Genomic DNA, 26,301 nt, shown 5'->3' with positions numbered 1-26,301 from the left:
CATGCAAGAGGTCCGCGGTTCGATCCCGCGTAGCTCCACCATTATTGAGGATGAATGGCCGCCAGAACCATTCATTGAGTACCGAATTTGGGGTTATAGCTCAGCTGGGAGAGCGCTTGCATGGCATGCAAGAGGTCCGCGGTTCGATCCCGCGTAGCTCCACCAGGTTCCCGATTGACATGAAGTACCCAGGGCAGTGCGGTGTGTATCACCCAGGCCGACCTTTGTGGGGTTATAGCTCAGCTGGGAGAGCGCTTGCATGGCATGCAAGAGGTCCGCGGTTCGATCCCGCGTAGCTCCACCAAATTCTCCTCGAACAATCTGGAATCCAAGGGGTTATAGCTCAGCTGGGAGAGCGCTTGCATGGCATGCAAGAGGTCCGCGGTTCGATCCCGCGTAGCTCCACCATCTTTCGCAAGAAAGCACCAAGGCCACCGCATCGCGGTGGCCTTTTTGTTTGCCTGTCATTTGGATTTCCCATGATCTCGCCCTTTGCATTTGTCTGGCAAATGGCGTTTCACCCTGTCCGCGAGGGCATCAGCGGCCCTGGCCGCCGCTGACGGGGGTGAGGGTGGAGATTGGCGCCGATGCCGCCATGGCCACGGCGCGGGCTGCACGATGCCATCCTCTGCCGTGTGGCGGTTGGTTCGTTCGGCAGCCTGCGATGGTGCTTCACCCTGGCCGCGAGGGCATCAGCGGCCCTGGCCGCCGCTGACGGGGGTGAGGGTGGGGATTGGCGCCGATGCCGCCATGGCCATGGCGCGGGCTGCGCGATGCCATCCTCTGCCGCGTGGTGGTTGGTTCGTTCGGCAACCTGCGGGATACGCTATCCGGCCCCTGGTGTCAGCACCGGGTTTCCCCGTCGACAGGGTGCCAGCCCCCCGGGAAAGGGGTGAGACGGGGCAACAGGGCATTTATTCATCCCATGATGTGGCCCTTTGCATTTGTTTTTCAAATGGCCATGGCACAAAAAAAGCCCGCGATCATCGCGGGCTTTGCACCTGGCATCGAGGATGCCGCGTCTTAGCGACGACGCCGCCAGGCGAGCGGCAACAGGGCCAGCAGAAGGGCACCCATGGCGCCGCCACCCCCCTTGCTCGCTTCCTTGAGCTTGAGATCGACGATGACGGGGTCGTGGTCCGAGGCGCTGAAGGGGTTGTCCGACTTGATGAGATCGCCGGTGTAGGCGCTGCCATATTCGAACAGGTTGCTCTCGAAGGAGTTGATGTGCCAGTCGGCCACCGCCACCACCTTGTCAGCCAGCGCCGGGTTGGCGAGGGCGTAGTCCAGGGTGCCGAGCTCGGCCTCGTAGCTGTAGGAGATGGCCTTCTCCTGGTTGAACTTGACGTTCAGATCCACCAGGCCGTAACCCTTGGCCACCGTCTGGCCCATCTGTTCATAGGGTTTGTCGCCAATGTAGGTGTGGGAGGCGGAGCGGATCTGGCGCTCCCCCGCGACCGGCGCATAGTCGGTCAGCACCCGGATGGGATCCTCCTTGGCGTAGGAGTTGAAGTCCCCCACCAGCAGCACCTGCCCCGGCATCTTGCTCACCGCCTCCCCCAGCACCTTGGCGGCGCTCACCCGAAACTCGGTGCACTTGCCCTGCAGATCCGCAGGCTCCGTCTTGCCATCTCCGTTTTCATAGCAGCCCGACCCCTTGGACTTGAGGTGGTTGACCACCAGGGTCAGGGGGGCGTCGCTGCCCGCCACGGTGAAGCGCTGGACCAGGGAGTCCCGCTGACCGGCGCTCTTGGTGACGCCACCCGTGGTGTAGCGCTGCTGGGGCAGGGGGATGACGTCGGCATCCCCGCTCGGGGTGAGCAGGGCGGGGCGGTAGATCATGGCCACCATGATGGCGTCGCCGCCAAAGAAGCGATCCTCCGTGAGCAGGGCCTTGGGCAGGGTGACGAAGGCGTAGTGCTTGCTCGCCTCCTTCTGCCTGGCGTTGAGGCTCTCCACCAGATCGTGGAGGGCGGCGTGCTCGTCAAAGCCGTTGTTCTCCATCTCCATCAGGCCGAGCAGGTCGGCGTCCATCTCGGTGATGGCGTTGACGATCTTGGCGCGCTGCAACTGGAACTCTTCCAGGCTCTTGGCGCCGCGGTTGCAGCCCTTGGCGCTGTCCGCATCCGCCTGATCCGCGCAGAGCACGTTGAGGGCGCCCCCCACGCTGGAGTGGCTGGTGAAGTAGTTGAGCACGTTGAAGCTGCCGATGCGAAGGTCAGTGCCATCCAGGCGGGCCGGGGCGCTCTGGCGGTCGTTGTCGCCGGTGCGCAGCAGATCCCCCGCGGTGATGGTCTGATCCCGGGGCACGATCAGGCGGTACTCGTTGTAGCTGTAGCCGACCATGGCCTCCAGATTGACCGGGGCATCGCCGATGCGCAGGTAACCCTGCTCCGGCTCCCAGGCGGGCAGCCAGGGGAGCTTGCCGTCCCCCGCCTTGACGTCCGACTCGAGGAAGACCCGGTTGCTGGCGTTGGCTTCGGCCAGCGCCACGGCCTCGGGGCTGCTTGCCACATGGAGCTGGGTCGGCTTCATCAGCGGGGCGCCGTGAGCGAGCACCAGGTTGTTGCGCCGGGCGGCATAGTCGTAGCTGAAGTTGCGGCTGATCTTGAGGGCGCTGTCGGCGTTGAGGCGTACCCGCATCCCTTCGTGACGCTCCAGGGCCCGGGCCAGGGTTTCCCCCTCCAGTACCCGCAGCGCCGTGGCGGCCGGGGCGGCGCCCTGGGCCAGGGTCGTCAGGCGCGGCGTGCTGCCGTCAAACAGGGGCTTGAGCTGGGTGTGGCCGTAATACTCCTCGACCTTGGCCTCCAGACAGACCAGGGCGCCCGGCTGGATGTCCGGGTACTTGCTGGCGAAGTTCTTGTCGTTGAGGTAGACGAAAATGCCGTCCGACGTCTCGGGGTTGCCGTCCCCCTGCACATCCAGCAGGTAGAAGCCCTTGTTGAGGCTCTCCCCCAGACCCGAGACCACCGCCTTGACCGAGACGCTCTGGGCGCTTTCGAACTGATCGTCCGGGACGAGGGGGCTCTTGTCGCCACTGCCCTGGATGGCGGGGATGGGGGTGAGGGCACTGTCGGCCGGGCAACTGAAGCCGGCGGCGTAGAGAGAGGGGGACGCGAGCGCGAGCCCCACGGCCAGCGACAGCAGGGTAGGTGTTCCTTTCATGGGTATTCCTTTTTTTATTTTTGCCAGTGTTTCCATAGCCTTGGCATCGTGGCCAAGGGCGCGCATTGTCACATTTCTGGCAGCTCTGACCAGTGAACCAACGCACATTATGAGGAGACAAAGGAGCCCATCTGCCATTTTTTGACGTGGCTAACAGTTTGATATTGATGATCTATTTGTCATCAGGTGGGAGCGAAAAGTGTGAGGCGGCCAGCATTCACATATTTTCCTTCGAGAATAAAGATTGAGCAGTGGTCACTTGCTTCCTATACTCGAGCCGTTCCTCACGGAACCCAGGCAAAGGGCAAACCGGCAGTGATGCCGGGACGCAAAGCCTCCGATCTGTCCCATCCGGGCCAGACAGCGGGGTTACCCAGGGTGACTTGAGGGTTTGTGGCCCGTCCATGGCCTGTTGTCGCTCCCTTGTTCCCTGTTGCGATTGCGCTTTTCCCGGCATTGAAGCCAAGACAAAACAAGGAAGATAACAATATGCAACAGATCTTGAGGCCCAGCAGGCTTGCCATGCTGGTCGCCCTTGCGGCCGTCCCTGCCTGGGCGCAGGCCGCTTACCCCGCCTATCAGGCCGGCACCGCCTACAAGGCTGGCGACATCGTCAGCAACGCAGGCGCCCTCTATGAATGCAAGGAATTCCCTTACTCCGGTTGGTGCGGCGCGTCCCCCTATCACTATGCCCCCGGGGTGGGTGTGGTCTGGGCCGATGCCTGGAAGCTGTATGGTGGCGAGGTGCCGCCACCGTCCCTGGTCGTCGCCATCGGCTCCCCCGCCGTGGGTGCCAGCGTCAGTGAGGGGGCCAGTGTGGCCCTGGCGGTGACGCTGAGCGGCCCGGTCACGGCGCTCGCCCGGGTGGAATACCTCATCGACGGCACCCTGGTCGCCACCGCCACGGCTTCTCCCTGGAGTGCGAGCTGGTCTGCCGCCGGTGCGGGCAATCACGCCCTCAAGGCCCGGGCGCTGGATAAAGACGGCAAGGTGCTGAGCGAGGCGGATTCGAGCTTCAAGGTCGCCGCCGTGGTGGCGCCAGAGGCGCCCAGGGTGAGCATCGCAAGCCCCGCCGCCGGTGCCAGGGTGACCCTGGGCCGCGCCCTCACCGTGAGCGGCAATGTCACCGACGCCAATGACGACGTCGCCAAGGTCGAGCTCTTCGTGAATGGCCAGAAGGTGGGCGAGGACACCAGCGCCCCCTGGCAGCTGAGCTGGACGCCCCAGAACAAGGGGCTGACCGGCCTCAAGCTGGTGGCGACCGACAAGAGCAACCTCTCTGGCGAGTCGGCCCAGGTGGACGTGCAGGTGGAAGAGGCGGCCCTGCCCCCCACCGGCGGCAACCTCTCCTGCGACGTGCGCCAGATCTACCGCGCCGATGGCAGCGAGTGCATGGGGGATGACCACGGCCGCCGCGTCATCGGGTATTTCACCTCCTGGCGCACCGGCAAGAACGGCCTGCCCGCCTACCTGGTGAGCGACATTCCCTGGGACAAGATCACCCACATCAACTACGCCTTCGCGGCGGTGGACGAGCAGAGTCACACCATCAAGGTGGATGACGCCGCCACCAAGCTGACCTGGAACGGGGTGCCGGGCGCCGAGATGGATCCGGAGTTTGCCTATCAGGGTCACTTCAACCTGCTGTCCAAGTACAAGAAGCAGTACCCGGACGTGAAGACCCTCATCTCCGTCGGGGGCTGGGCCGATACCCGCGGCTTCTACGCCGCCACCACCAAGGGCGACTGCTCGGTCAACACCGCCGGCATCAACGCCTTTGCTGACTCGGCCGTGGGCTTCATCCGCCAGTACGGCTTCGATGGGGTGGATATCGACTACGAGTACCCCACCTCCATGAAGGATGCGGGCAACCCCAACGACTTCCCGCTCTCCAACCAGTGTCGCGGCAAGCTCTTTGCGAACTATGAAGTGCTGATGAAGACCCTGCGCAACAAGCTCGACAGCGCCGGCACCGAGGACGGTCGCAAGTACATGCTGACCATCGCCTCGCCGGCCTCGGCCTACCTGCTGCGCGGCATGGAGAACTTCCAGGTCACCCAGTACCTCGACTACGTCAACCTGATGACCTATGACTTCCACGGTGCCTGGAACCACTTTGTCGGTCACAACGCCGCCCTGTTCGACAACAAGGCGGATCCCGAGTTGTCCCAGTGGGGTGTCTACACCCAGGCCCAGTTTGGCGGCATCGGCTATCTCAACTCCGCCTGGGCGGCCCACTACTTCCGTGGTGCCATGGCGGCGGGCAAGATCAACATAGGGGTGCCCTATTACACCCGTGGCTGGCAGGGGGTCACCGGTGGCACCCACGGTCTGGGTGGCAAGGCGGCGCTGCCGAGCCAGAGCGATTGCCAGCCGGGCACCGGTGGCAGCACCATTCCGTGCGGCAACGGGGCGGTGGGCATCGACAACATCTGGCATGACCTTGACAAGAACGGCAAGGAGATTGGCGGCGGCGCCGTGCCCATGTGGCATGCCAAGAACCTGGAGCACGCCGCCAGCCTCGGCATCACCACCCTGCCGAGCTACGGCCAGGCCTGGGGTCTGGATCCCAACAACCCGGCCCACGTGATGCAAGGCCAGTATGTGCGTTACTACGACGACAAGGCCCATGCGCCCTGGCTCTGGAACGAGCAGAAGAAGGTGTTCCTCTCCACCGAAGATGAAGAGTCTATGGGTCACAAGCTCGACTACATCGTCAAGCGGGGCCTGGGGGGCGTCATGTTCTGGGAGATGGCGGGGGACTATGACTTCGACGCGGCGAAGAACGAGTACGTGATGGGCAGCACCCTCACCAGCCTCGCCTACGAGAAGTTCAGCAAGGCCGACAAGGCGGCCCTGAAGCAGAATGATCTGCCGACGCCGGCCGCCCAGCTCGACATCGGCGTGAGCCTCTCCGGCTTCAAGGAAGGGGATTCCAACTACCCGATCAACCCGACCCTCAAGCTCACCAACAAGTCGACCCAGACCATTCCGGGCGGCACCCGCATCGAGTTCCTGGTCCCCACCTCCACCTCAGACACCATCACCGACCAGAGCGGCATGGGACTGAAAGTGGTGGAGAGTGGTGGCAACCAGAACTCGGACGGCATCGCCAATGAGAAGGACTTCCACAAGGTGGCCCTGACGCTGCCGGCCTGGAAAGCCTGGACGCCGGGCACCGACGTGGAAGTGGCCATGACCTACTATCTGCCGGCCGCCGGCGTGCCGAGTGGCATGCGCCTGATTGCCGGCAGCCAGACCATAGGCCTGAAGTCCGACTTCCCGGCCCTAGCCGAGGCGGTGCTGGGCAGCAGTGGCGGTGGTGACGGCGGCAGCGGTGGCACCACCTGTGCCAGCCAGAACGTCAACCCGGCGGACTACAATGCCTATCCGACCTGGCCGCGCGGGGATCACGCCAATGGCAACGACCGCATGACCAACGGCAAGGCGGTGTGGCAGGCCAACTGGTGGACCAGCAGCGAGCCCAAGGCGGGCGATGGCAGCTGGAAGCTGGTGTGCAGCTACTGAGTTGTCACGGCTGCTGTACCAGCAGCGAACTCAGAGTGGGTGACGGCAGCTGGACGCTGGTGTGCAACTACTGAGTTGTCCCGGCTGCTGTACAGCCGCGAGCTCAGAGCGGGCGACGGCAGCTGGACGCTGGTATGCAGTGACTGATGACCTGTTGAAGGGGTTGCCCCCTCCCAACGCAACGATCCAATCCGGAGCCCAGGCTCCGGATTTTTTTGTGCCTTGTATCAGGAGAAGGGGGGGAAAGGGCAGGGGCTGTGCCATAAAAAAGACCGCTCCGAAGAGCGGCCAATTGCCACCAAGGCAATCTGCGGGGTGACCCCCTTGTCGATGTGTCGCGGCCCGGATGCCGAGTCGGGGAGATCCCCGTCCCGTCAGCCGGGCCGCGCAGCTTTATTGGGTGACGGCGCCACCCTGCTGCTCTTTCAAGAAGCTGATCCAGGGGGTGGCGCGACCACTGACGTTGCCATTCTGGGCGGCCTGAGTGAAGGCGGAAAGCGCCTCCTTGGGCTTTTGCTGCTCGAAGTAGGCGACCCCGGTCAGGAACTTCAGATCCGCCCGCTGCTCGCCGCTGGCGTTGGCGGCAGGCTTGGCGGCGAAGGCCACCAGATCCTGGTAGCGCTTGCTCTGGATCATCATGCGCGCCATCTTGAGCTGCAGCTCGGCATTGGGGGCCAGCTTGTAGGACTTGGCCAGGGTGTCGATGGCCGGGTCCAGCTCCTTGGCCTGATGCCAGTAGTTGGCCAGCGTCTTGTAGTTGGCCGCGGTGCTCTCGATCTGCCCCTCCTTCATGGCCTTCTCCATCACGCGGGCAGCGCGGTGGGGAATGCCGGCGAAGGCGAGGTAGTTGGCCAGACGCTGCAACTCGTTGGCTTCGGTCAGCATGCCGAGGTTGTAGGCCCCTTCCAGTGCCGCCAGGGCCTTGGCATCGTTGCCCGCCTGCATGTGCATGGCCGAGAGCTGGGTCCAGTACTTCTTCTTCTCCGGGTAGCGGTCCACCAGGGCGGTCAGCACCTCGGTGGCCGGCTTGTACTGTTTCAGCTCGTAGTGGGCCGCCATCTTCAGCAGGTACCAGGACTCCGGCGCCTTGCCCGCGGAGAGCTTGATGGCGTTGTCCACCGCCGGAATGGCTTCCCGGTACTGCTTGAGCTGCACATGGGCGTTGGCCAGGGTGATGTAGGCGTGCGGGGTCGGCTTCTCGTCCTTGCCGAGGTTTGCGAACCACTCCTTCATGGTGTTGATGGAACCCTTGAAGTTCCCCTCCGCCATGTAGAGCTGGGCCAGGTTGTAGCGCACCTGCTGGGCCACCGGGGGCGGCAGGCCGCCGGTGGCGATGGCGTCGGCGAAGTACTTGGTCGCCTGACCGTACTTCTCCTGCTGCGCCGCCACGAAGCCCAGGGTCTGCAAAATGACCCCCTTGTCGTAGACCCGCTCGCCGGCGCCGGACAGCGCCTCCTGCAGCTTGGCATTGGCCTCGCCGTATTTCTTCTCGGTGATCAACGCCTGGGCCTTGTTGACCGCGCGGTAGGCGCGGTCAGACAGGGCGGGTTGTTCGGCGGCCCAGGTGGCGGTGCTGAGCAGCACCGCCATGGCCACCGGGGCGAGGATCAGGGTATGTAACTTTTTCATCGCCACCCTCCTTAGTTGGTCGCAAACTCGATCTCTTGCTGCATGCGACTGGCCTGCGGCTTGCCGTCCACCATGGCCGGCTTGAAGGTCCATTTGGCAATGGTCTGGCGCGCCGCCTTGCCGAGGTCATAGCTGCGGGGCTCTTCCTTGACGATGCGGATGTTGCTCACGGTACCGCGCTCGGTGACGGTGAACTCCACCAGTACCTTGCCGGACGCGAGACCGGCCAGGGCCGCCTTGCGGGGCATCATGGGCTCGAAGGTCGCCATCGGGATGGCGCCGTTGTTGCCACCCATGCCGCCGCCACCGCCACCGGTGCTGTAGGCACCCAGGGCGTTGCCGCCACCGATGTTGACCGGGATGTCGAGTTTGGGCATGTCCATGGGGGAGCTCTCCATCTGCGGCCTGTCCGTGCTCGCCACCTCCATCTCGGGCGGGGGCGGCGGGCGGTTCGGGGGCGGCGGCTTGGGCAGTTCCCGTTGTTTCTCTTGCAGGGTCTCCTGAGGCTTGAGGCGGATGAAGTCGGTCATGGTGACGTCCTCCCGCTCCGTCAGCTCCCGGTGATCCGGCGTGATGAGCTTGTTCATTCCCAGAAACAGGAAGAACACCACCACGCAGGAGACCGCCAACGATATCAGGTATCTCATAGGGCTCGCTCCGGCATCAGCTGCTCTTGCTCGCCGCGATGGAGATGTTCTGGACACCGGCCATGCGGATCTGGTCCATGACCTGCACCACCAGCCCGGAACGGGACTCGGTATCGGCCTGAATCACCACGGCGCTCTCCGGGTTCTCCGCCCGCAGCCGCTCGATGTTGGCGCGCACGGCACCCACTTCGACGACCCGTTTGTCGACCCAGACCTGACCGTTCTCGCGGACCGCGACCATGATGTTCCCCTTCTTCACCGTCTCGGCCGTGCTGGCGCTCGGGCGGTTGATCTCCACGCCGGACTCCTTGACGAACGAGGTGGTGACGATGAAGAAGATAAGCATGATGAACACGATGTCCAGCATGGGGGTCAAATCGATGGCCGCCTCGTCAGCACCGCTGTCGCTGTGACGTTTTCTCATGGCAAAAAACTCCTTGCTTGTTCTGTGCCCCGGCGGGCATGGCCCGGCCGGGGATGTGCATCCTGCATCAGCCGTGTTTCAGGTTGTCTTCCAGCTTCTGCACCGCCAACTTGGCCTTGTGATCGAGCTGGTTGACAAAAAACAGGCCGGAAAGGGCGGCAATCATGCCCGCCATGGTCGGTACCGTCGCCTTGGAGATCCCCGAGGCCATCGCCCTGGGGGAGCCGGTGCCGGTAATGGCCAGGGTGTCGAACACCTGCACCATGCCCACCACGGTCCCGAGCAGCCCCATCAGCGGGCAGAGAGCGATCAGCACCTTGATGACCGGCATCCCCTTGTCCACCGCCATGGCCACCCGCGAGACCAGCTCGCGGCGGATCTGTCTGGCGGACCAGGAGAGGTGATCGGTGCGGGCCAGCCAAGTAGCCTTGGTTTGCTTCACCTGTTTGGGGTAGACCGCCATGAAGTAGAACCAGCGCTCCAGCAGCAGGGCCCACATCATCAGGGTCAGGAAGAACAGGGCGACCAGCACGTCGCCCCCCAATCCCAGAAACCGGCGGACCGACTCGACTTCTTCAATCAACCAGAACCACATGGGTGACTCCTTAGGCTGCGGCTTTGGCGGCGTGCAGACGTTCCTGGTAGCGGGCGACGAAACCGGCGCTCTGCTCTTCCAGCACCTGGATCAGACGACGGCTCTGGGTCTGCACGATGGTGTAGAGGAACAGCATGGGCACGGCGACCACCAGACCCTGCATGGTGGTGACCAAGGCTTCGGAGATACCACCCGCCATCAGCTTGGGATCGCCGGTACCGAACAGGGTGATGGCCTGGAAGGTGGCGATCATCCCGACCACGGTACCCAGCAGACCCAGCAGCGGCGCGACCGAGGCGATCAGCTTGATGATGCTGATGCCCTTCTCGAACTTGGGCACGTTGCGCAGGATGATCTCGTCGAGCTTGGATTCCAGATCCTCGATGTTGTCGCCACGATGGCTCTGGTAGGCCCCCAGCATCTCGCCGATGGGATTGCCCTTGATGATCTGATCGGATTTGAGCTGCTTGCGCATGGATCCGCCGATGAGGGAGAGGCGAGCGCCGCAGAACAGTGCCAACAGGGTACCGAGCACGCCGAGCACCATGATGACATAGCCCACTTCACCACCCTGGTCGATCCGCTCCTTCAGGGTCGGCGACTGCACCAGCAGGGAGAGGATCACGCCGCGGGACGGGTCGACGAAGATCGGCTTGACGCCGCCGCCACCCTGTTCAAAGTCGGCGATGGGTTCCAGCACCCCCTTGTCGGGTTGGCGGGGCAGCTGTTCGAACTTGCCGGTCTCCGGCACGAAGGTGAGGTACTTGCCTTCGGAGACGGTGTTGAACTCACCGATCTGGGTGACGGTCTTCTCGGCCTGGTTGCCTTCGCCATAGACCACGGTGGCCGGGATCTGGCTCACCTTGCCACCGTCGACCATGCGGCTGAGGGTGGTGGTCCAGAAGGCGGTCAGGTCATCGCTGGAGGGCAGCTCCTTGCTCTCGGCCAGGCGGGTCAGCAGGGCGGTCTGCTCCGGATGCTCGACCCGGCGGGCAGAGGCGTTGAAGATCCCCTTGAACTCGCCGGCGAACTGGCGCAGCACGCCAAACATCTCGCCCATGTTGCCGGAGCGCTGGCGCAGGGTCTCGGTCAGCTCGGTGAGCTGCTTGTCGTTGGCATCGAAGGTGGCCTTGAGCTTTTCGCCCCTGGCGACTTCGGCGGCGAGATCCGCCTTGGCCTTGGCGAGCAGGGCCCCTTGTTCGTTCTTGTCAGCCAGGAAGCGGGCTTCCCGCTCCTTGTTGAGCTGGGATTCGCTGGTGCTGGCGGCCTTGACCTGATTGAGCAGGGCGTTGAGATCCACCGGCTTCTCGGCGGCGGTCACCGGCAGGGTGACCAGGGTGGCGCCCGCGATCAGCGAGGCGATGGCAAGTTTGATTCCTTTCATGATGCTTTCTCCGCAGTTTGAACCGGCAGCTTGATGAGGGCGGGGGGCGCCTGCTTCTTCGCGATGCGAAGGCCTTGTTCAACCGCACTGCGATACTCCTGGGGCAGTACTTCCCACTGGCGGGTCTTCTTGTTCCACATGCCGGTCTCGTTGCCATCCGGGGATTGGTAGAGCAGGGCGATGCGGCCGACGCGCAGGAACTCGTAGGTCTTCTCGTCCCCATCCTTGTCCAGGCTCGCCTTGTAGGCTTCGATGGTGCGGCTGAAGCCCTCCTCGATCTGGTAGGCCTCGAGGATCTTGCGGTACTTCTCGGAGATGGTGACGTCGGCCCGGTTCATGAGATCGGTCAGGGCCGCCACGCGGTCCTCACGCTCCACCTTCTGGAACGGCAGGTCCAGGGAGACGAACTGCTCGAGGGAGTCGATCATCTTGAGCATCAGGGGCACCACTTCGGTGCTGGTCTGGTCGATCTGGGCGATCTGCTTTTGCATGGAGGCGAGTTCGGCACTCTGGGAGTCGACCATCTTGCCCACTTGCTCGTTGTAGGCGCGCAGGCTGTCCACCTGGCGCAGGGCGGCCTTGTACTGGGCCAGGGCAGACTCGGCAGACTCGGCGTAGCTGTCGATCTTCTGCTGGGAAACTTTGGATGCATTGTCGGTGGCGGCTTGAGCGTCCACGGCCTGGCTGGCAGAGGCGGCACTCAGATTGAAGCTGGTCAGCAAGGCAGCCGAAATCAGGCTGCCGAGGAGCGCTTTCTTCATTGTAGTTGTCCTTGTTTTCATAGGATTACCCTATCTCCGTAACTTCCTTGGGACCTTGGGCAAAGCCGGCCCGAACGGGCCGGCTTGTGGTTTGCTGGTGGATTAGAACTTCTGGCTGTAGTCGAGGTAGTAGATGCGACCGTCGATGCTGTAGAGCTCGTCGTCATAGGTGAAGCCATCGCTCTCGAGGGACGGGCCCACGTTGAACATGTTCTTCACGCCGACCTGGATCTTGCCGTTCCAGGGCGCTTCCACGCCGACGTTCAGGTTCCAGGTGGTCTGGGACGCGATGTGGCCCACTTCCTCACCGGTATCGGCGATGTAATCCTGGCTCTGGGAGTCGATGTAGTTCGCGCTCAGGTAGGTATCCATGTTCCACCATTGGGGAACGTTGACACCCACACCGGAGCTGAAGCGCATCTGGGGCAGACCGTTCTGGCCGATCTTGTCGATGATGGGACCACCGGCGTACAGACCTTCCTTGTATTTCAGGATGTAGGTACCGCCTAGGTCATAACGCACGGTGGCGTAGTTCAGGTCGTAGGTGTAATCCACCTTCAGGTCGAGGCCGGAGGTCTCGAGGGTCCCCAGGTTGACCATGGGTGCGATGGCGTTGCTGATCTTGCCCTGGCTGTTGCGGGTGATGCTGCTGGAGCTGCCGCTGTTCAGTTCGTCATAGATGAGAGACTGCAGGGAGTTCAGCTGGATCACGTCCTCGATCTTGATGGTGTAGTAGTCCAGGGAGAGGTTCAGGTCATCCACCGGGCTGTAGGCCACCCCGAAGTTCCAGGTGTCCGCGGTCTCTTCCTTCAGATCCTCGTTGGAGGTACGGGTGGTGTCGTACTGGCGGTTCGGGCAGTCAGCCGCGGAGATGCCGTTGGCCTCGCAGTAGACGTAATCCTTCGCCCAGTCGGCAGAGAAGGAGTCAGCCGAGTAGAGATCGCTCAGGCTGGGGGCGCGGAACGAACGGGACCAGGAGGTGCGCAGCATCAGGTTGTCCAGCGGCTGGTAACGCAGGCTCGCCTTGGGGGAGAAGGCGCTGCCGAAGTCGCTGTACTTGTCGAAGCGACCGGCCACGTTCAGCTCGATCTGCTCGGTGATGGGCACCAGGGACTCGATGTAGGCGGCAGTCACGTCACGCACGCCACCGGAGGAGTTGCCGGAGGAGCCGATGATGTTGCCGGCTTCGGACTGGGCGTCGTATTTGTCGGCATAGACCCAGTCGTTGTACTCGGCACCGGCGTACCAGCTGACCGGACCGGCCGGCAGTTCACCCATATCCCACTGGACACCGGCGTACCACTGGTAGAAGTCCATGGTGGAGCGGCGGCTGGTGTCGGCGGCCATGGAGGCCGTGGTGGAGGCGTCGAACTCGCCACCGACGAACTTGCCGTCGGCGACCGCCTGCTGGGCGGCGGACTTCAGCACGTAACCGGTGCCGTTCTCCTTGTTGTCGGTCTTGGAGTACATGTAGCCGGCGTTCCACTGCATGTCGCCGACGCTTTCGGTGGCGATGGTGCCTTCGAAGCCGAGGTTCATGCTGCCGGTGGTGTCGGTGACATAGTTGTCACGGGGACCGACGTTGCTGAAGCGGTAGTAGGCGTAGGCAGCCTCACCCAGACCCTGGGTGGCGGCGGCATCCAGGCCGTTGTCGGCGAAGAACTGGGCGTTCTTCGGGTTGGCCGGGTCAATGGTGAAGGCACCGGCGGCCGGGGCGAAGCGGCCAAAACTTTCGACTCGGGAGCCGATGATCTGCGGCACGAAGTCCACGTTGTCGTTGATGTGGTAGCGACCGTTCACGTACAGGGTGTCACGGCTGCGGGAGGCCGTGGTGGCCGCGACCTGGCCGTAGTTGAAGTTACAGCCGCCCTCGAACCCGACGAAGGGCTCCTTGCATGAGCCGTCGGCATTGGTGGCGCCGGCCAGGGGGCCGTATTTCCAGATGGGGTCGCCGTTGGCGTCAAGACCCGTGATCCCTTCCACGTTGCGGCCGTAGGGGCTGGGGGAGTCGTTGCCCTGCTTGGAGAGATAGTCACGATCACGGGCGTAGATGACGTCCTTCTTGTCGTGCTCGTAGACCGCCATCAGGGAGCCCTTCTCGCCGGCCACCCCTGCCACGATGGAGCCGCTCTTCTCGTCGCCGCCCTCTTCGCTCGGGGAGCCGATGCGGCCCTGGAAGTCCAGCCCTTCGTAGCCCTCTTTGAGCACCACGTTGATCACGCCACCAATGGCGTCGGAACCGTAGATGGCGGAGCCGCCGTCCAGGTTGACCTCGACCCGCTCAACGGCGGCCATGGGGATGGTGTTGAGGTTGATGGAGGTGCCGCCCATGGTGGGGGAACCCGCTACCCGCTTGCCGTTCAGCAGAACCAGGGTACGCTCGGAACCCAGGCCGCGCAGGCCGACGGTGGATTGGGACTGGAAGGAGCTGCCGGAGGCAGGGGAGACGCCGCCAAAGGAGTTGTAGGAGGCTTGCTTGAGGTAATCGGCGACGGTCTGCTGACCGGATTGCTCGATTTTCGCCTTGGTCACGGAGACGACCGGGGTGGCGCCTTCCACATCGACCCGGGAGATCCGCGAGCCGGTGACCTTGATTTTTTGCAGTTTTTCTACGTTCTGGCCCTCTTCGGCCAGGACAGGGGTGGCCACAACTGCCGCGCTCGCCAAGGCAAACGCTACGGCAGCAGAGAGTCTGCTTTTCCTAAGCATCGCTAGTATCCTTCCTGATTGTTTATTGTTTGCTTCCATTACCGCCCTCGTTGGAGCGGTGCGTAAGGCTTATCAAGGTTTGGTGATGGACGTCAAATGGAGCGGCGGGGATGGGGGCAGCAGAGGGAATTAGATGGGAATATGCACTTGATGGAATATTTTTGGCGTTTTATTCCGTAAATGTTGCGTCAACTTATGTAAAGATGTTGTTAAGTTCGATTTTTACAATTTTATTGATTATTTTTGAACTTATCGATAAGTCGCTTGTCACTCCGGTGCCGATATCGAGAAAACGGTTTTTTGCAGTATTTTCATCTGCTTTTATGACGAGAGCGTTTTCCGGGGAACGGAGGGTGGGGGAGGCTATCCCTCTTCTTTTATAGGTAAATGAGAAAATAACCCGACTTACCCTTAACTTGTTGATTTCATTCTGTTTGATATGGATTAAAACACCTGTGTAATTAATTTTTTAATAATTAAAATCGAGTTGGACGGGTAGGCGTAGCAGTTTTTTATATTGAAGTTGGGTTTTTTGGAAAAAATCATCCGCGGGATATGCTGCGGGGGGACATTCCTGGTCGCAGACAGGGTTCTACTTGATTTTTGTTGCAGAGCTTTTACAGTGACCGAGCCGGATTGTCTGCCAATGCCAGTCAATTCAGTGAGTAATGCCAGGTAAGGATAGGCCCGTCACCGGATGTGACTGGCCATAAAAGAACAACAAGGACGAGGTTCCACCATGCTGTCGTATTTCCTACGTCGGATGCTTTTGATCATCCCGACGTTTCTCGGTATCACCCTGCTCGTCTTCACCATCACCCGCTTCGTGCCGGGCGGCCCGGTCGAGCGCATGCTGCTGCAGGCGCAGGTCTCGCAAAACGAGTCCGGCCGCTCCAGTGGCAGCAAGGGGGCGCAGGCACTCTCCGACGAACAGATTGAAGAGCTCAAGGCGTTCTACGGCCTCGACAAGCCGATGCTGGTGGCCTACTGGGACTGGTTGCAGAAGCTGGCGGTGCTGGATCTCGGGGAGTCGACCCGTTATTACGAGCCTGTGTGGGATCTCATCAAGGAGAGGTTGCCGGTGACCGCCTTCTTCGGGCTCGCCACCTTTCTGCTGAGTTATGCCGTCTCCATCCCGCTCGGGGTGGCCAAGGCGCTCAGACACAACAGCCGCTTCGATTCCCTGAGCTCCATGCTCATCTACATGGCCTATGCGCTGCCCGCCTACGTGGTGGGGATCTTCCTCATCACCGTCTTTGCGTTCCATCTGGAGTGGTTGCCCATGGGGGGCTTCCCAGGGGACGAGTTTGACGGGATGGAGAGCAGCTGGGATCAGATCCGCACCGTCTTCGCCCACGCCCTGCTGCCGCTCATCGCCTATGCCATCGGGGATTTCGCCATCCTCACCATGACCATGAAGAACAGCCTGATGGAGAACCTGTCGGCGGATTACGTGCGCACCGCCGTGGCCAAGGGGTTGCCGTTTCGCAAGGCGGTGACCGATCACGCCATGCGCAACAGCCTGATCCCCATCGCGAGTCACTTAGGGTCGGTGCTCACCGTCTTCTTCGGGGGCTCCTTCCTCATCGAGACCATCTTCAACATCGACGGCATCGGCCTGCTCGGTTACGAGGCCATCGTCGAGCGGGATTACCCCACCGTCATGGGCATTCTGGCCATCACCTCCATGCTGATGCTGGTGGGCAACATTGTCTCCGACATCTGTGTCGCCCTGGTCGATCCTCGCGTGCGGTTTGGAGAGTAATCATGAGCCTGAACTCTGTTGCCATGCCGATGCTGATGTCAGCCCATATCGTCATTGTCTCCGACATCTGCGTTGCCCTGGTCGATCCTCGCGTGCGGTTTGGAGAGTGAGCATGAACCTGAATCCGGTAACTCTGAAAAAACTCAAGCGCTTCAAGTCGATAAAGCGCGGCTACTACTCCTTTGTCATCTTTTCGGTCCTGGTGGTCATCTCTCTGCTGGCGGAATTGCTGGTCAACAGCCGGGCCCTGGCGGTGAGCTATCAGGGGGAGCTCTATTTCCCCACCTATGGGGACGTGATCCCGGGTCAGCACTTCGGGCTCGACTACGAGTACGAGACCAACTATCGCCAGCTCAAGAGCCAATTTGCGAAGGAAGATAAGGGGGACTGGGTGTTGCTGCCCCTGGTCCCCTGGAACCCCTATGAACAGGACTTCAAGGAGGAAGCTTATCCGCCCTATGCCCCGAGCCTGGCGGAGCGCCACTTCCTCGGCACCGACACCAGCGGTCGCGACGTATTGGCACGGCTGGTCTACGGCTTTCGCATTGCCATCGGCTTTGCCTTCATCGCGCTGGTGGCGAGCTATGTCATCGGGGTCAGCATCGGCTGCATGATGGGGTTCCTCGGCGGTCGGTTCGATCTCCTGATGCAGCGTTTCATCGAGATCTGGTCCCAGGTGCCCTTCCTCTACGTCATCATGATCCTGGTCTCCCTGGCCAAGCCGAACTTCGGCCTGTTCGTCGGCATCAACGTGCTGTTCGGCTGGATGGGGATCACCTGGTACATGCGCACCCTCACCTACAAGGAGCGGGCGCGGGACTACGTGATGGCGGCGCGGGCCCAGGGGGCGAGCACCCGGCGCATCATCTTCAACCACATTCTGCCCAATACCCTGATGATGATCGTCACCCTGGCCCCGTTTGCCGTGGTGGGCAACATCTCCACCCTGACGGCGCTGGACTACCTGGGCTTTGGCCTGGCGCCGCCGACCCCGAGCTGGGGGGAGCTGCTCTCCCAGGGGATCAACAACCTCGACGCCATCTGGATCGTGAGTTCGGTGGTGGCGGCGGTGAGCCTGGTGCTCATCATGGTCTCCTTCATCGGGGAGGCCATCCGGGAGGCGTTCGATCCGCGCAAATTTACCCGTTATCAGTGAGCGGTGGCGCCTTGCCAGGGCACATCGACAGGACCCTTAATGAAGACGCCCCCAGTGCAGGGGCATGACCAGGAAGTCAAACATGAACAATAAAATCAAATGGGCAGGTGCTCTCTTTCTGCTGTTGAACGGATCCTGGGTGTGGGCAGCCAGCCTGCCCGCGGATCTCAAGTGGGAGACCAACGACACCGACCCCGTGTTCGCCTCTCCCAAGGCGCTGCCCGGCGGCAACCTCAATCTCTTCGTCGACAGCTTCCCGCTGACGTTTCGCACTGTGGGGCCGGATTCCAACGGCTCGTTCCGCTCCTTCATCCTCGACAACCAGATGAGGCTCATCAGCTTCCATCCCAACACGGGCAACCCCATTCCGGCCCTGGCGAATGCCTGGGCCATCGCGCCGGACAGCCAGACCGTCTATTTCAGGCTCGACCCGCGCGCCAAGTGGTCCGACGGCAAGCCGGTCACCGCCGATGACTACACCTTCGGCTACGAGATGATGCGCTCCAAGGACATCAAGGGCCCCTGGTTCAACAACTACTACACCACCGAGGTGGTGGCGGTGGAGAAGATTGACGACCACACCATCCTGGTCAAGGCGGGCAGCCGCAAGGCCAAGCTCGATCTCCTCAACACCACCGAGCTGTGGCCCCAGCCCAAGCACTACTACAAGATGGGCCCGAACTGGGTGAAGCAGTACAACTGGGCCGTGGTACCCACCACGGGCCCCTACGTGATGAGCGACGTGAAGAAGGGCAAGTCCGTCACCTTCAGCAAGCAGAAGGAGTGGTGGGCAAAAGACGATCGCTACAACCAGCACAGGTTCAACCTCGACACCATCAAGGTGCAGGTGATCCGCGACCACAACATCGCGTTCCGCCACTTCCTCAAGGGGGAGCTGGACACCTTCGAGATGATCCTGCCCAACTGGTGGCATGAGAAGGCGGTCACACCGGAGTACAAGCAGGGATACGTGCAGAAGGTGATGGCCATGACCGATACCAAGCAGGGGGGGCAGGGGGTTCACCTCAACGTGGCCAATCCCAAGCTGGCGGATCTCAACGTGCGGCTCGGTATCCAGCACGCCTTCAACATCGACAAGATGATAGAGACGGTGCTGCACGGCGATTATGACCGCGCTACCACCTTCGGCTCTGGCTTCGGGGCCTTCACCGACATCGCGCTCCCTGAGCGGGCCTACGACATCGCCAAGGCACGGGAGTACTTCGCCAAGGGCGGTTACGGCAAGCAGGGACCGGACGGCATCCTGCAAAACGACAAGGGAGAGCGGCTCACCCTGGCCCTCACCTACACCAGCCAGGAGCACTCCAAGCGGCTGACCGTGCTCAAGGAAGAGGCCAAGAAGGCGGGCCTGGATCTGGAGCTCAATCTGGTGGATGGCGCCACCGGCTTCAAGGTGATGCTGGAGAAGAAACACGAGGCGGCTTGGCTTGGCTGGGGGGGCGGTGGTCTCTATCCGCAATACTGGGAGTCCTTCCACTCCGACAACGCCAACAAGCCCCAGACCAACAACCTGTTCAACGTGGCTGACAAAGCGCTCGACAGCCTGATCGACGCCTACAACGTCGAGTTCGACATGGACAAGCGGGCCGCGCTTTCCCACCAGATCCAGCAGCGCATCTATGATCTCGCCATCTTCGTGCCCGGCGTTCAGCTCAACTACGTGCGAGCCAGCAGCTGGCGCTATGTGATGCTGCCGGAGGTGCCCGCCACCCGCAACACCCCGGATCTGCTCTACTGGCCCATGGATGGCTACCCCCACAGCAGTGGCGGCCTGCTCTGGATCGATCCCAAGGTGAAGGAGGAGACCCAGAAGGCCAAGGCTGACGGCAAGTCGCTGGCCCCCATCACCCTGATCGACAAGACCTATGCACACCATTGATGTGGCCCAGAAGGGAGCAGCAGTCATGCCCAACACACAGGCCACCGCCCCCGGCACCAGAGATCATGAGGGGCAGTCTCTATCCCCCATCCTCGAGGTGCGGGATCTCGAGGTGGAGTTCGCCGTCGACGACGGCAAGATCAAGGTGCTCGACGGGGTCAGCTTCCAGGTCGCCCCGGGCAAGACCCTGGGGATAGTCGGCGAGTCCGGCTGCGGCAAGAGCGTCACCTCGCTGGCCATCATGGGGTTGCTGCCAAGGCCCCACGGTCAGGTGGTGGCTGGTTCCATCCGCTTTCAGGGGGAGGAGCTGCTCAATCTGCCGCCGGAGCAGATGTACAAGGTGCGCGGCAACCGTATCTCCATGATCTTTCAGGAGCCCATGACGGCCCTCAACCCGGTGCAGACGGTTGGCGATCAACTGATGGAGGTGTTTCGCCTCCACCGCCCCGATTACAGCAAGGCCCAGCGCCGTGACGCCGCCATCGCCATGTTGAAGAAGGTGGGGATCCCCGAGCCTGCCCAGCGTTTCGCGGCTTATCCCCACAATCTTTCCGGTGGCATGCGTCAGCGGGTGATGATCGCCATGGCGCTGGCCTGCGAACCTGCGCTGCTCATCTGCGACGAGCCGACCACGGCGCTAGATGTGACCATCCAGGCCCAGATCCTGGATCTGATGAAGGAGCTGCAAGCCCAGACCGGCATGGCCATCATCTTCATCACCCACGATCTCGGGGTGGTGGCGGAGCTGTGCGACGAGGTGGTGGTGATGTATGCCGGGCGAGCGGTGGAGCGGGCCGATATCTATGAACTGTTTGACCACCCGCGCCATCCCTATACTCATGGTCTGATGGCCTCGATCCCGCGTCTGGAAGATGTGCCAAAGAGCCTGCTCAAGACCATCAAGGGTCAGGTGCCCGCCCTGCACGAGATGCCGGCGGGGTGCCGTTTCTCAAACCGCTGCCCCCATGCCACGCCCCTTTGCGTGGAGACCATACCGGTGACCGAGCAGTTGAGCGAACGTCACGGGGTGGCCTGCCACCACTGGAAGGAGGTGAGCCTATGAACGGTCTGGTGTGGGGACGGGGTGTCGCAGGGCAGCCAGGCGGCGGGAAGGCGACCAGGTCGTTTGCTGCCATGAATCGTCGGGGATGGAAGTCATGACCAGCTTGTTGTCGGTAAGCAATTTAAAGCAGCATTTCAAGATGGGTGGCGGTTTCTTGCGCAAGCAATACACCGTCTACGCGGTGGATGGCATCAGCTTTGATCTCAGGCAGGGGGAGACCCTTGGCCTGGTGGGGGAGTCGGGATGCGGCAAGTCCACCCTGGGGCGTTCGTTGCTCAAGCTGTTCGAGCCGAGCGCCGGCTCCATCACCTTCGAGGGGCGTGACATCACCCACCTCTCGCCCAAGGAGATGCGATCCCTGCGTCAGGAGATGCAGATCGTGTTCCAGGATCCCGCAGAATCCCTCAACAGCCGCCACACGGTGGGGCAGATCCTGGAGGAGCCCTTCATCATCCACGGCAAGGGCAACGCCGAACAGCGCCGGACATGGGTGCAGGAGCTGCTGGAGAAAGTCGGTTTGCCCGGCAGCGCGGTGGATCGCTATCCCCATGAGTTCTCTGGTGGCCAGCGCCAACGTATCGGCATCGCCCGCGCCATCGCCCTCAAGCCCAAGCTGCTGGTGTGTGACGAGGCGGTGTCGGCGCTCGACGTGTCGGTGCAGTCCCAGATCGTGAACCTGCTGCTCAATCTGCAGCGGGAGATGAACCTCGCCATCATCTTCATCGCCCATGACCTGTCGGTGGTCAAGCACATCTCGGACAGGATTGCGGTGATGTATCTGGGCCGGATCGTCGAGCTGGCCGAGGCCCAGGCACTCTACCTGGCACCACGCCATCCCTATACCCAGGCGCTCATCTCCGCCATTCCGGTGCCGGATCCACGGCGGCGCAGCCAGCGTATCCTGCTGACGGGGGATGTGCCGTCCCCCATCTCGCCGCCGAGTGGCTGCCACTTTCACCAGCGCTGCCCCCATGCAACGGATCTGTGCCGCACCCGCTCGCCCGCCCTTGAGGCGTGCGGAGGGCAGGGGCATCAGGTGGCCTGCCATTTCCCCTTGCCCGTGCAGGAGGCGGTGCCACTGGGAAAGGCGATATGATGCCGGCGCCCGCCACGTCGCAACCGGCATCGCGGCAAGGTGGCACCGAGGAGGCGCAATAAAGGCGGAAACGGAATAAAAAAATGGGGCCTGCGGGCCCCATCTTCATGGTTGGAGTTCAGGTTTGGCCGTGGAAATTCTGGCCCGGGCAGGACAGCGCCCCGATGGGGGTGGCTGCTGTGTGGATTGCTGAGTTGTTTTGTAGTTTTATTACGTTGCTAATTTCAACTTCCGGACAGGCGATATCAGGCGCCATAACGGAAGTAGTAATTGCGGGTTGCAGGCGCATAAGTGTCTTTCTCTTCAGCACCTTTCTTGCTGGTTGCACCCTTCAGGTGGAACAGCACTGCCAGATTCTCGAACATATGATGACCTCGTTTCTCTGTGGTTCATGGGTTGTGTGACCTTGGTCACGTTCTGATCCTAGGGGCATATGTGAGCTGGATCAACTTTTTGTGTTGTAAATTTACATAAATCATGGAAAGGGTTTTCAAATGCAGACCTGTTCATGGATACGGTTTCATGCCAGTGCCACGTATGGAGTCGGGGATATGAGAGAGGTGGCCGAGGAGGGAGCACAAAAAAGATGCCCCGCACGGGGCGGGGCATCGGTATGGTCGTGAGCTGGCTTACTTGGCCGGGATATGTTCCAGCACGTGAACCAGCAGTTGCCAGAAACGCTCGACCGCCGGGATGTGTACTTTCTCCCCCGGTGCATGGGCGCCACGGATGGTCGGGCCGAAGGAGACCATGTCCCAGTCCGGGTAGGCGCTCTTGAACAGACCGCACTCGAGGCCTGCATGGATCACCATGACGTTCGGCATCTCGCCAAACAGGGTCTGGTAGCTGTTGCGTACCAGCGCCATGACCGGTGAGTCCACGTTCGGTGCCCAGCCCGGGTAGGCGCCGGTGAACTCGCAGCTGGCGCCGGCCAGGGTGAACAGGGAGCGGGTCATCTGCTCGATGTTCTCGCGACCGGAATCGATGAGGGAGCGGATCAGGCACTGCACATAGACTTCCCCCTCGAGTGTCTTGATGACACCCAGGTTGGTGGAGGTCTCGGTCACGCCCGGGATGGCGTCGCTCATGCGCATCACCCCGTTCGGGCAGGCCATCAGGGCATCCAGCAGGCGGCTTTGCAGGGACTCGCTCATGAGCTGGGCCGGTTTCTCCCGGGCGGTGAGCAGCACGGTGAGGTTGGCCTCGGTGGCGGCCAGCTCGCTTTGATAGATGCCGGCGTAGCGGTCTACCAGAGCCTTGAAGTCAGCCACGCTGGCGGCGGGCACCAGCAGGCTGGCACGGGCCTCGCGGGGGATGGCGTTGCGCAGGGTGCCGCCGCTGAGATCGCCAAGGCGCACCCCCAGCGGTTCGGCGGCCTTGAGCAGACGGACCAGCAGCTTGTTGGCGTTGCCGCGGCCGCGATGGATGTCGACCCCGGAGTGGCCGCCGCGCAGGCCCTTGACCTGCAGCTCGAATCCTTCCCCCTCGGTGGCAGCGACCAGCTCCAGGGGGAAGCGGATATTGGCATCCACCCCGCCGGCGCAGCCCATGTAGACCTCGCCATCCTCTTCGGAGTCGGTATTGAGCAGGATCTCGCCTTCCAGCCAGCCCGCTTCCAGACCGAAGGCGCCGGTCATGCCGGTCTCTTCGTCGGTGGTCAGCAGCACTTCCAGCGGGCCGTGCTTGATGGTCTTGTCGGCCAGCACGGCCAGGCAGCCCGCCATGCCCATGCCGTTGTCGGCACCCAGGGTGGTACCGCGGGCAGTGACCCATTCACCGTCGATGTAGGCATCGATGGGATCGGTGGTGAAGTCGTGCTGGGTGTCGGCGTTGGCCTGGGGCACCATGTCGATGTGGGCTTGCAGCACCACGGCCTTGCGGTTTTCCATCCCCGGTGTGGCCGGTTTCTTGATGATGATGTTGCCGACGGCATCTTGCTTGACCGCCAGGCCTTCTCCCTGGGCCCACGCCACGATCCAGGCGCTCAGCTGGGCTTCGTGCTTGGAGGGGTGAGGGATGGAGCAGATCTGCTCGAAGAATTGCCAAATCAACTTGGGAGACAGAGAACTGAGCTGTGCCACGTCGGGACTCCTTACCAGCATGGAAAATGTCGGGCCCCACTCTGCGGGCCGGGGAAGAGGATAACGATAATACAGTCAATCACGCAAAAATGTGAGCGATCAGCGCAAATGACGCTCTGCTTGTGCTGGGAAAGGGAGCATGGATGGCGAACTTCACTGCCTGCCTTATTCGTGTCAGCACAACATCAATTTTGTGATTCCAGTCACAAAAATATTGTCTTTTGGGCGCCGGGTGGTAAATTAGCCGCCGTGGCCAGCCCACTTGTCAGGATGACAATCAATGCCTCCAGGGAACCGAAGCAAAGCAAGTGCGCCTCCATGGAACCGAGTGTCAGTTCAAGGATGTGAACCCGCATTAAGGTACGTAACTTGTTAAGCAATCAGGAGTTTATGATGTCAGGCAGCAATTCAACCTATTGGTTTGCCCAATCTCTCTATACCCAGGGTTTCAACTACCCGAATCCCTACGCTACCCGCCGTTAAGGCTCGCAGGCGTCACAGGTAACAGCAGCAGGTGTGTGAGGAACCTCTCCTCCCCCTGCTATTTTTTTGCCCGAATGTCATGGGATGTGTGTCAAACGGCTAACCTGTCGGTGTCGCCGGAGCCCTCCCAAAAGGGCGACAGAGCGGAAGATGGCGGACATTTCCTGTTTTTCGCATACGTTTGCCGCTCAATTTATCCATAAAGAGTGCTATCATACCGGCCCAACAGCCGGCCCGAGATCGGGAGTCCACCCGACATGGCCGCCAGCTACACCTCATCCCTGTTCGCATTGCATCCGTTTTTGCCGCCGAGGCGTCAGCCCCGAGGCCGAAAAAGTGCAAGCAAAATTCGGGAAACGGGGTGCCAGAATTGACCTGAACCCGTCTCTTTGCCGGGTTTCGCCTCATAAGTGATTGCTTTATAACTCGTTGAGATCGATAGCATGCCAAAAAAGTTCTATGTATCGTGGGATAACCTGCAACGCGAAGCGCGCCGTCTGGCCCGTCGTCAACTGCCTGTCAGCCAGTGGAAAGGGATCATCGCCGTCAGCCGCGGTGGTCTGGTGCCTGCGGCCCTGATGGCCCGCGAACTTGGCATTCGCAATGTCGAAACCCTCTGCATCTCCAGCTATGACCACGACAACCAGCGCGAGCTGGTGGTGGTGAAGGCTGCCACCACCGCAGGTGACGGCGAAGGCTGGCTGGTGGTGGACGATCTGGTTGACACCGGCGGCACCGCCAAGGCGATCCGCGAGCTCTACCCCAGAGCCAAGTTCATCACCATCTTCGCCAAGCCCATGGGCGAACCCCTGGTGGATGACTTCGAAGTCGCCATTCCGCAGGATACCTGGATTGAACAGCCCTGGGACATGGCGCTGGAGTTCGCCAAGCCGATCTGCGACGAAGCGTAATCGCCGCACCGGTCGCGACCAGTGACTCCCCGGCATTCGGGAGCGGACTGATCCGTCGTGATGCAAGGTTGACCACATTGAGCCCCTTTTGGGGCTCAATGCGTTTATGGTGTGGCTGCTCGATGTGAAAAGTGGTTAAGATGGGACATTGTTTGAGACAGAAGAGCCACCATTTTGGAACCAAACGACGATACCAATCTGACGGAAAAGCTGTTTACCCGGGTCAAAAAGGTATTGGAAACTTCCGAAGTCTCCAACTCGAGCCCCGTCGACGAGCAAGACAGCGCACTGTCTGACAGCTTCATCGATGGCGCCCTGTCGCCCCGCTGGTATCGCCTGCTGCGCAGACCGACCTGGGCCTGGCAGGGGGCCGATCCCGTCGAGGTGGAGCAGACCCTGGCGCACATCGCCATGGGGCAGGGGGAGCGCAGCCACGAACGCTATCTGGACACCATCAAGGGCTATGTGCCCGGCAACTGGGTCTATGAGTGGAGCCAGCTCGCTGGCCGTTATTTCAATACGGGGCGGACGCTGCTGGGGGAAGGGGATCGCGCCGCGGCGCTGAAGAGCCTGCTCAAGGCAGTGCGCTACTACTCCATCGCAAGCTACCCCCACCTCAAGCACGACGAGCTGGCGGATCAGGCCCAGTTGCTCGGCAACATGGCCTATCGCGAGGCTGGGCGCCTGTTCAAGGTGCCCCTCAAGGAGTTGCAGGTCCCGTTTCGGGGCAAGACCATCCAGGGCTACCTGCATCTGCCCACCACCGAGAAACCTGTGCCCCTGGTCATCGTCAGCGGTGGCATCGATTCGCTTCAGGTGGACTTCCTCAACTTCTATTTCAAGTGTCTCGAGCCCCATGGCATCGGGATGCTCTCCCTGGACATGCCGGGCACCGGCTATGCCGAGCACTGGCCCCTGGTGCAGGACACCAGCCGCCTGCACCAGGCGGTGCTCAACTACCTCTCGGAGGTGGCCTGGGTCGATCACCAGCGCATCGCCATGGT

The 26,301-nt window shown here is 61.8% G+C and carries 17 protein-coding genes, 3 tRNA genes and 1 riboswitch; of the genes, 11 read left to right on the top strand and 9 right to left on the bottom strand.

The window, feature by feature from the left end:
- The first annotated feature begins 89 nt into the window (after positions 1 to 89).
- The 3 genes from AACR77_RS18545 (at position 90) to AACR77_RS18535 (ending at position 408) form a co-directional block, all read left to right on the top strand.
- Positions 90 to 165 (top strand) — tRNA-Ala (locus AACR77_RS18545).
- Between the two features lie 63 nt (positions 166 to 228).
- Positions 229 to 304: transfer RNA gene (locus AACR77_RS18540), tRNA-Ala, on the top strand.
- Between the two features lie 28 nt (positions 305 to 332).
- Positions 333 to 408: transfer RNA gene (locus AACR77_RS18535), tRNA-Ala, on the top strand.
- 615 nt (positions 409 to 1,023) lie between these two features.
- On the opposite strand, the gene AACR77_RS18530 is transcribed toward AACR77_RS18535, so the two are convergent.
- Positions 1,024 to 3,165: an ExeM/NucH family extracellular endonuclease gene (locus AACR77_RS18530; protein WP_042883307.1), complete on the bottom strand. Its 2,142-nt coding sequence runs from the start codon at positions 3,163 to 3,165 to the stop codon at positions 1,024 to 1,026.
- Between the two features lie 293 nt (positions 3,166 to 3,458).
- Positions 3,459 to 3,542: riboswitch (cyclic di-GMP riboswitch) on the top strand.
- Positions 3,543 to 3,654: 112 nt separating this feature from the next.
- Here AACR77_RS18530 and AACR77_RS18525 point away from each other — a divergent pair.
- Positions 3,655 to 6,693 carry a glycosyl hydrolase family 18 protein gene (locus AACR77_RS18525; protein WP_052224831.1) on the top strand — a complete coding sequence of 1,013 codons (3,039 nt, stop codon included), beginning with the start codon at positions 3,655 to 3,657 and terminating at the stop codon, positions 6,691 to 6,693.
- Between the two features lie 393 nt (positions 6,694 to 7,086).
- Here the strand turns inward: AACR77_RS18525 and AACR77_RS18520 are convergent, their stop codons facing one another.
- The 7 genes from AACR77_RS18520 to AACR77_RS18490 form a co-directional block, all read right to left on the bottom strand.
- A complete protein-coding gene (locus AACR77_RS18520) occupies positions 7,087 to 8,322 on the bottom strand; it encodes a tetratricopeptide repeat protein (protein WP_041212454.1) in 1,236 nt (411 codons plus the stop codon).
- An 11-nt stretch (positions 8,323 to 8,333) separates the two neighbouring features.
- Positions 8,334 to 8,969, bottom strand: a complete 636-nt coding sequence (locus AACR77_RS18515) for an energy transducer TonB (RefSeq protein WP_039040356.1) — start codon at positions 8,967 to 8,969, stop codon at positions 8,334 to 8,336.
- 16 nt (positions 8,970 to 8,985) lie between these two features.
- A complete protein-coding gene (locus AACR77_RS18510) occupies positions 8,986 to 9,393 on the bottom strand; it encodes an ExbD/TolR family protein (protein ID WP_005327075.1) in 408 nt (135 codons plus the stop codon).
- Between the two features lie 67 nt (positions 9,394 to 9,460).
- Positions 9,461 to 9,988, bottom strand: a complete 528-nt coding sequence (locus AACR77_RS18505; protein ID WP_041212455.1) for a MotA/TolQ/ExbB proton channel family protein — start codon at positions 9,986 to 9,988, stop codon at positions 9,461 to 9,463.
- 10 nt (positions 9,989 to 9,998) lie between these two features.
- Complete coding sequence (locus AACR77_RS18500) at positions 9,999 to 11,372, bottom strand: MotA/TolQ/ExbB proton channel family protein (RefSeq protein WP_041215711.1); 1,374 nt, start codon at positions 11,370 to 11,372, stop codon at positions 9,999 to 10,001.
- Complete coding sequence (locus AACR77_RS18495; RefSeq protein WP_041215710.1) at positions 11,369 to 12,133, bottom strand: DUF3450 domain-containing protein; 765 nt, start codon at positions 12,131 to 12,133, stop codon at positions 11,369 to 11,371. Before AACR77_RS18495 ends, AACR77_RS18500 begins: the two co-directional genes overlap by 4 nt.
- Positions 12,134 to 12,235: 102 nt before the next feature.
- Positions 12,236 to 14,842, bottom strand: coding sequence for a TonB-dependent receptor plug domain-containing protein (locus AACR77_RS18490; protein WP_039040352.1), 2,607 nt, complete (start codon positions 14,840 to 14,842; stop codon positions 12,236 to 12,238).
- A 739-nt stretch (positions 14,843 to 15,581) separates the two neighbouring features.
- On the opposite strand from AACR77_RS18490, the gene AACR77_RS18485 reads away from it, so the two are divergent.
- The 5 genes from AACR77_RS18485 (at position 15,582) to AACR77_RS18465 (ending at position 21,822) form a co-directional block, all read left to right on the top strand.
- Positions 15,582 to 16,607: an ABC transporter permease subunit gene (locus tag AACR77_RS18485; protein ID WP_010675471.1), complete on the top strand. Its 1,026-nt coding sequence runs from the start codon at positions 15,582 to 15,584 to the stop codon at positions 16,605 to 16,607.
- A 112-nt stretch (positions 16,608 to 16,719) separates the two neighbouring features.
- A complete protein-coding gene (locus AACR77_RS18480; protein WP_041212459.1) occupies positions 16,720 to 17,763 on the top strand; it encodes an ABC transporter permease in 1,044 nt (347 codons plus the stop codon).
- A gap of 82 nt (positions 17,764 to 17,845) precedes the next feature.
- On the top strand, positions 17,846 to 19,663 hold the full coding sequence (locus AACR77_RS18475) for an extracellular solute-binding protein (protein ID WP_042883303.1): 1,818 nt from the start codon (positions 17,846 to 17,848) through the stop codon (positions 19,661 to 19,663).
- A 25-nt stretch (positions 19,664 to 19,688) separates the two neighbouring features.
- On the top strand, positions 19,689 to 20,726 hold the full coding sequence (locus AACR77_RS18470; protein ID WP_042883300.1) for an ABC transporter ATP-binding protein: 1,038 nt from the start codon (positions 19,689 to 19,691) through the stop codon (positions 20,724 to 20,726).
- 94 nt (positions 20,727 to 20,820) lie between these two features.
- Complete coding sequence (locus tag AACR77_RS18465) at positions 20,821 to 21,822, top strand: ABC transporter ATP-binding protein (RefSeq protein ID WP_041212969.1); 1,002 nt, start codon at positions 20,821 to 20,823, stop codon at positions 21,820 to 21,822.
- Between the two features lie 629 nt (positions 21,823 to 22,451).
- On the opposite strand, the gene AACR77_RS18460 is transcribed toward AACR77_RS18465, so the two are convergent.
- Entirely contained in the window at positions 22,452 to 23,903 is a 1,452-nt protein-coding gene (locus AACR77_RS18460; protein ID WP_042883298.1) for an aminoacyl-histidine dipeptidase, read from the bottom strand.
- 926 nt (positions 23,904 to 24,829) lie between these two features.
- Between AACR77_RS18460 and gpt the strand changes: the two genes are divergently transcribed.
- Positions 24,830 to 25,297 (top strand): xanthine phosphoribosyltransferase, encoded by a 468-nt coding sequence (gene gpt / locus AACR77_RS18455; RefSeq protein ID WP_039040347.1) that lies wholly within the window; start codon positions 24,830 to 24,832, stop codon positions 25,295 to 25,297.
- A gap of 174 nt (positions 25,298 to 25,471) precedes the next feature.
- Positions 25,472 to 26,301: alpha/beta hydrolase (locus tag AACR77_RS18450; RefSeq protein WP_042883296.1), on the top strand; the 830-nt coding region annotated here is incomplete at its 3' end.

Source organism: Aeromonas sp. ZOR0002 (assembly GCF_963866995.1).
GTDB classification, from domain to species: Bacteria; Pseudomonadota; Gammaproteobacteria; order Enterobacterales; family Aeromonadaceae; genus Aeromonas; species Aeromonas caviae.
The sequence above is the reverse complement of the archived record's forward strand: the minus strand, read 5'-3'. Positions and strand labels throughout refer to the sequence as shown.

Bases quoted from the DNA above. Each gene is read 5' to 3' on its own strand.
- AACR77_RS18530 (WP_042883307.1), bottom strand. From the start codon at position 3,165: ATGAAAGGAACACCTACCCTGCTGTCGCTGGCCGTGGGGCTCGCGCTC.
- AACR77_RS18525 (WP_052224831.1), top strand. From the start codon at position 3,655: ATGCAACAGATCTTGAGGCCCAGCAGGCTTGCCATGCTGGTCGCCCTT.
- AACR77_RS18520 (WP_041212454.1), bottom strand. From the start codon at position 8,322: ATGAAAAAGTTACATACCCTGATCCTCGCCCCGGTGGCCATGGCGGTG.
- AACR77_RS18515 (WP_039040356.1), bottom strand. From the start codon at position 8,969: ATGAGATACCTGATATCGTTGGCGGTCTCCTGCGTGGTGGTGTTCTTC.
- AACR77_RS18510 (WP_005327075.1), bottom strand. From the start codon at position 9,393: ATGAGAAAACGTCACAGCGACAGCGGTGCTGACGAGGCGGCCATCGAT.
- AACR77_RS18505 (WP_041212455.1), bottom strand. From the start codon at position 9,988: ATGTGGTTCTGGTTGATTGAAGAAGTCGAGTCGGTCCGCCGGTTTCTG.
- AACR77_RS18500 (WP_041215711.1), bottom strand. From the start codon at position 11,372: ATGAAAGGAATCAAACTTGCCATCGCCTCGCTGATCGCGGGCGCCACC.
- AACR77_RS18495 (WP_041215710.1), bottom strand. From the start codon at position 12,133: ATGAAGAAAGCGCTCCTCGGCAGCCTGATTTCGGCTGCCTTGCTGACC.
- AACR77_RS18490 (WP_039040352.1), bottom strand. From the start codon at position 14,842: ATGCTTAGGAAAAGCAGACTCTCTGCTGCCGTAGCGTTTGCCTTGGCG.
- AACR77_RS18485 (WP_010675471.1), top strand. From the start codon at position 15,582: ATGCTGTCGTATTTCCTACGTCGGATGCTTTTGATCATCCCGACGTTT.
- AACR77_RS18480 (WP_041212459.1), top strand. From the start codon at position 16,720: ATGAACCTGAATCCGGTAACTCTGAAAAAACTCAAGCGCTTCAAGTCG.
- AACR77_RS18475 (WP_042883303.1), top strand. From the start codon at position 17,846: ATGAACAATAAAATCAAATGGGCAGGTGCTCTCTTTCTGCTGTTGAAC.
- AACR77_RS18470 (WP_042883300.1), top strand. From the start codon at position 19,689: ATGCCCAACACACAGGCCACCGCCCCCGGCACCAGAGATCATGAGGGG.
- AACR77_RS18465 (WP_041212969.1), top strand. From the start codon at position 20,821: ATGACCAGCTTGTTGTCGGTAAGCAATTTAAAGCAGCATTTCAAGATG.
- gpt (WP_039040347.1), top strand. From the start codon at position 24,830: ATGCCAAAAAAGTTCTATGTATCGTGGGATAACCTGCAACGCGAAGCG.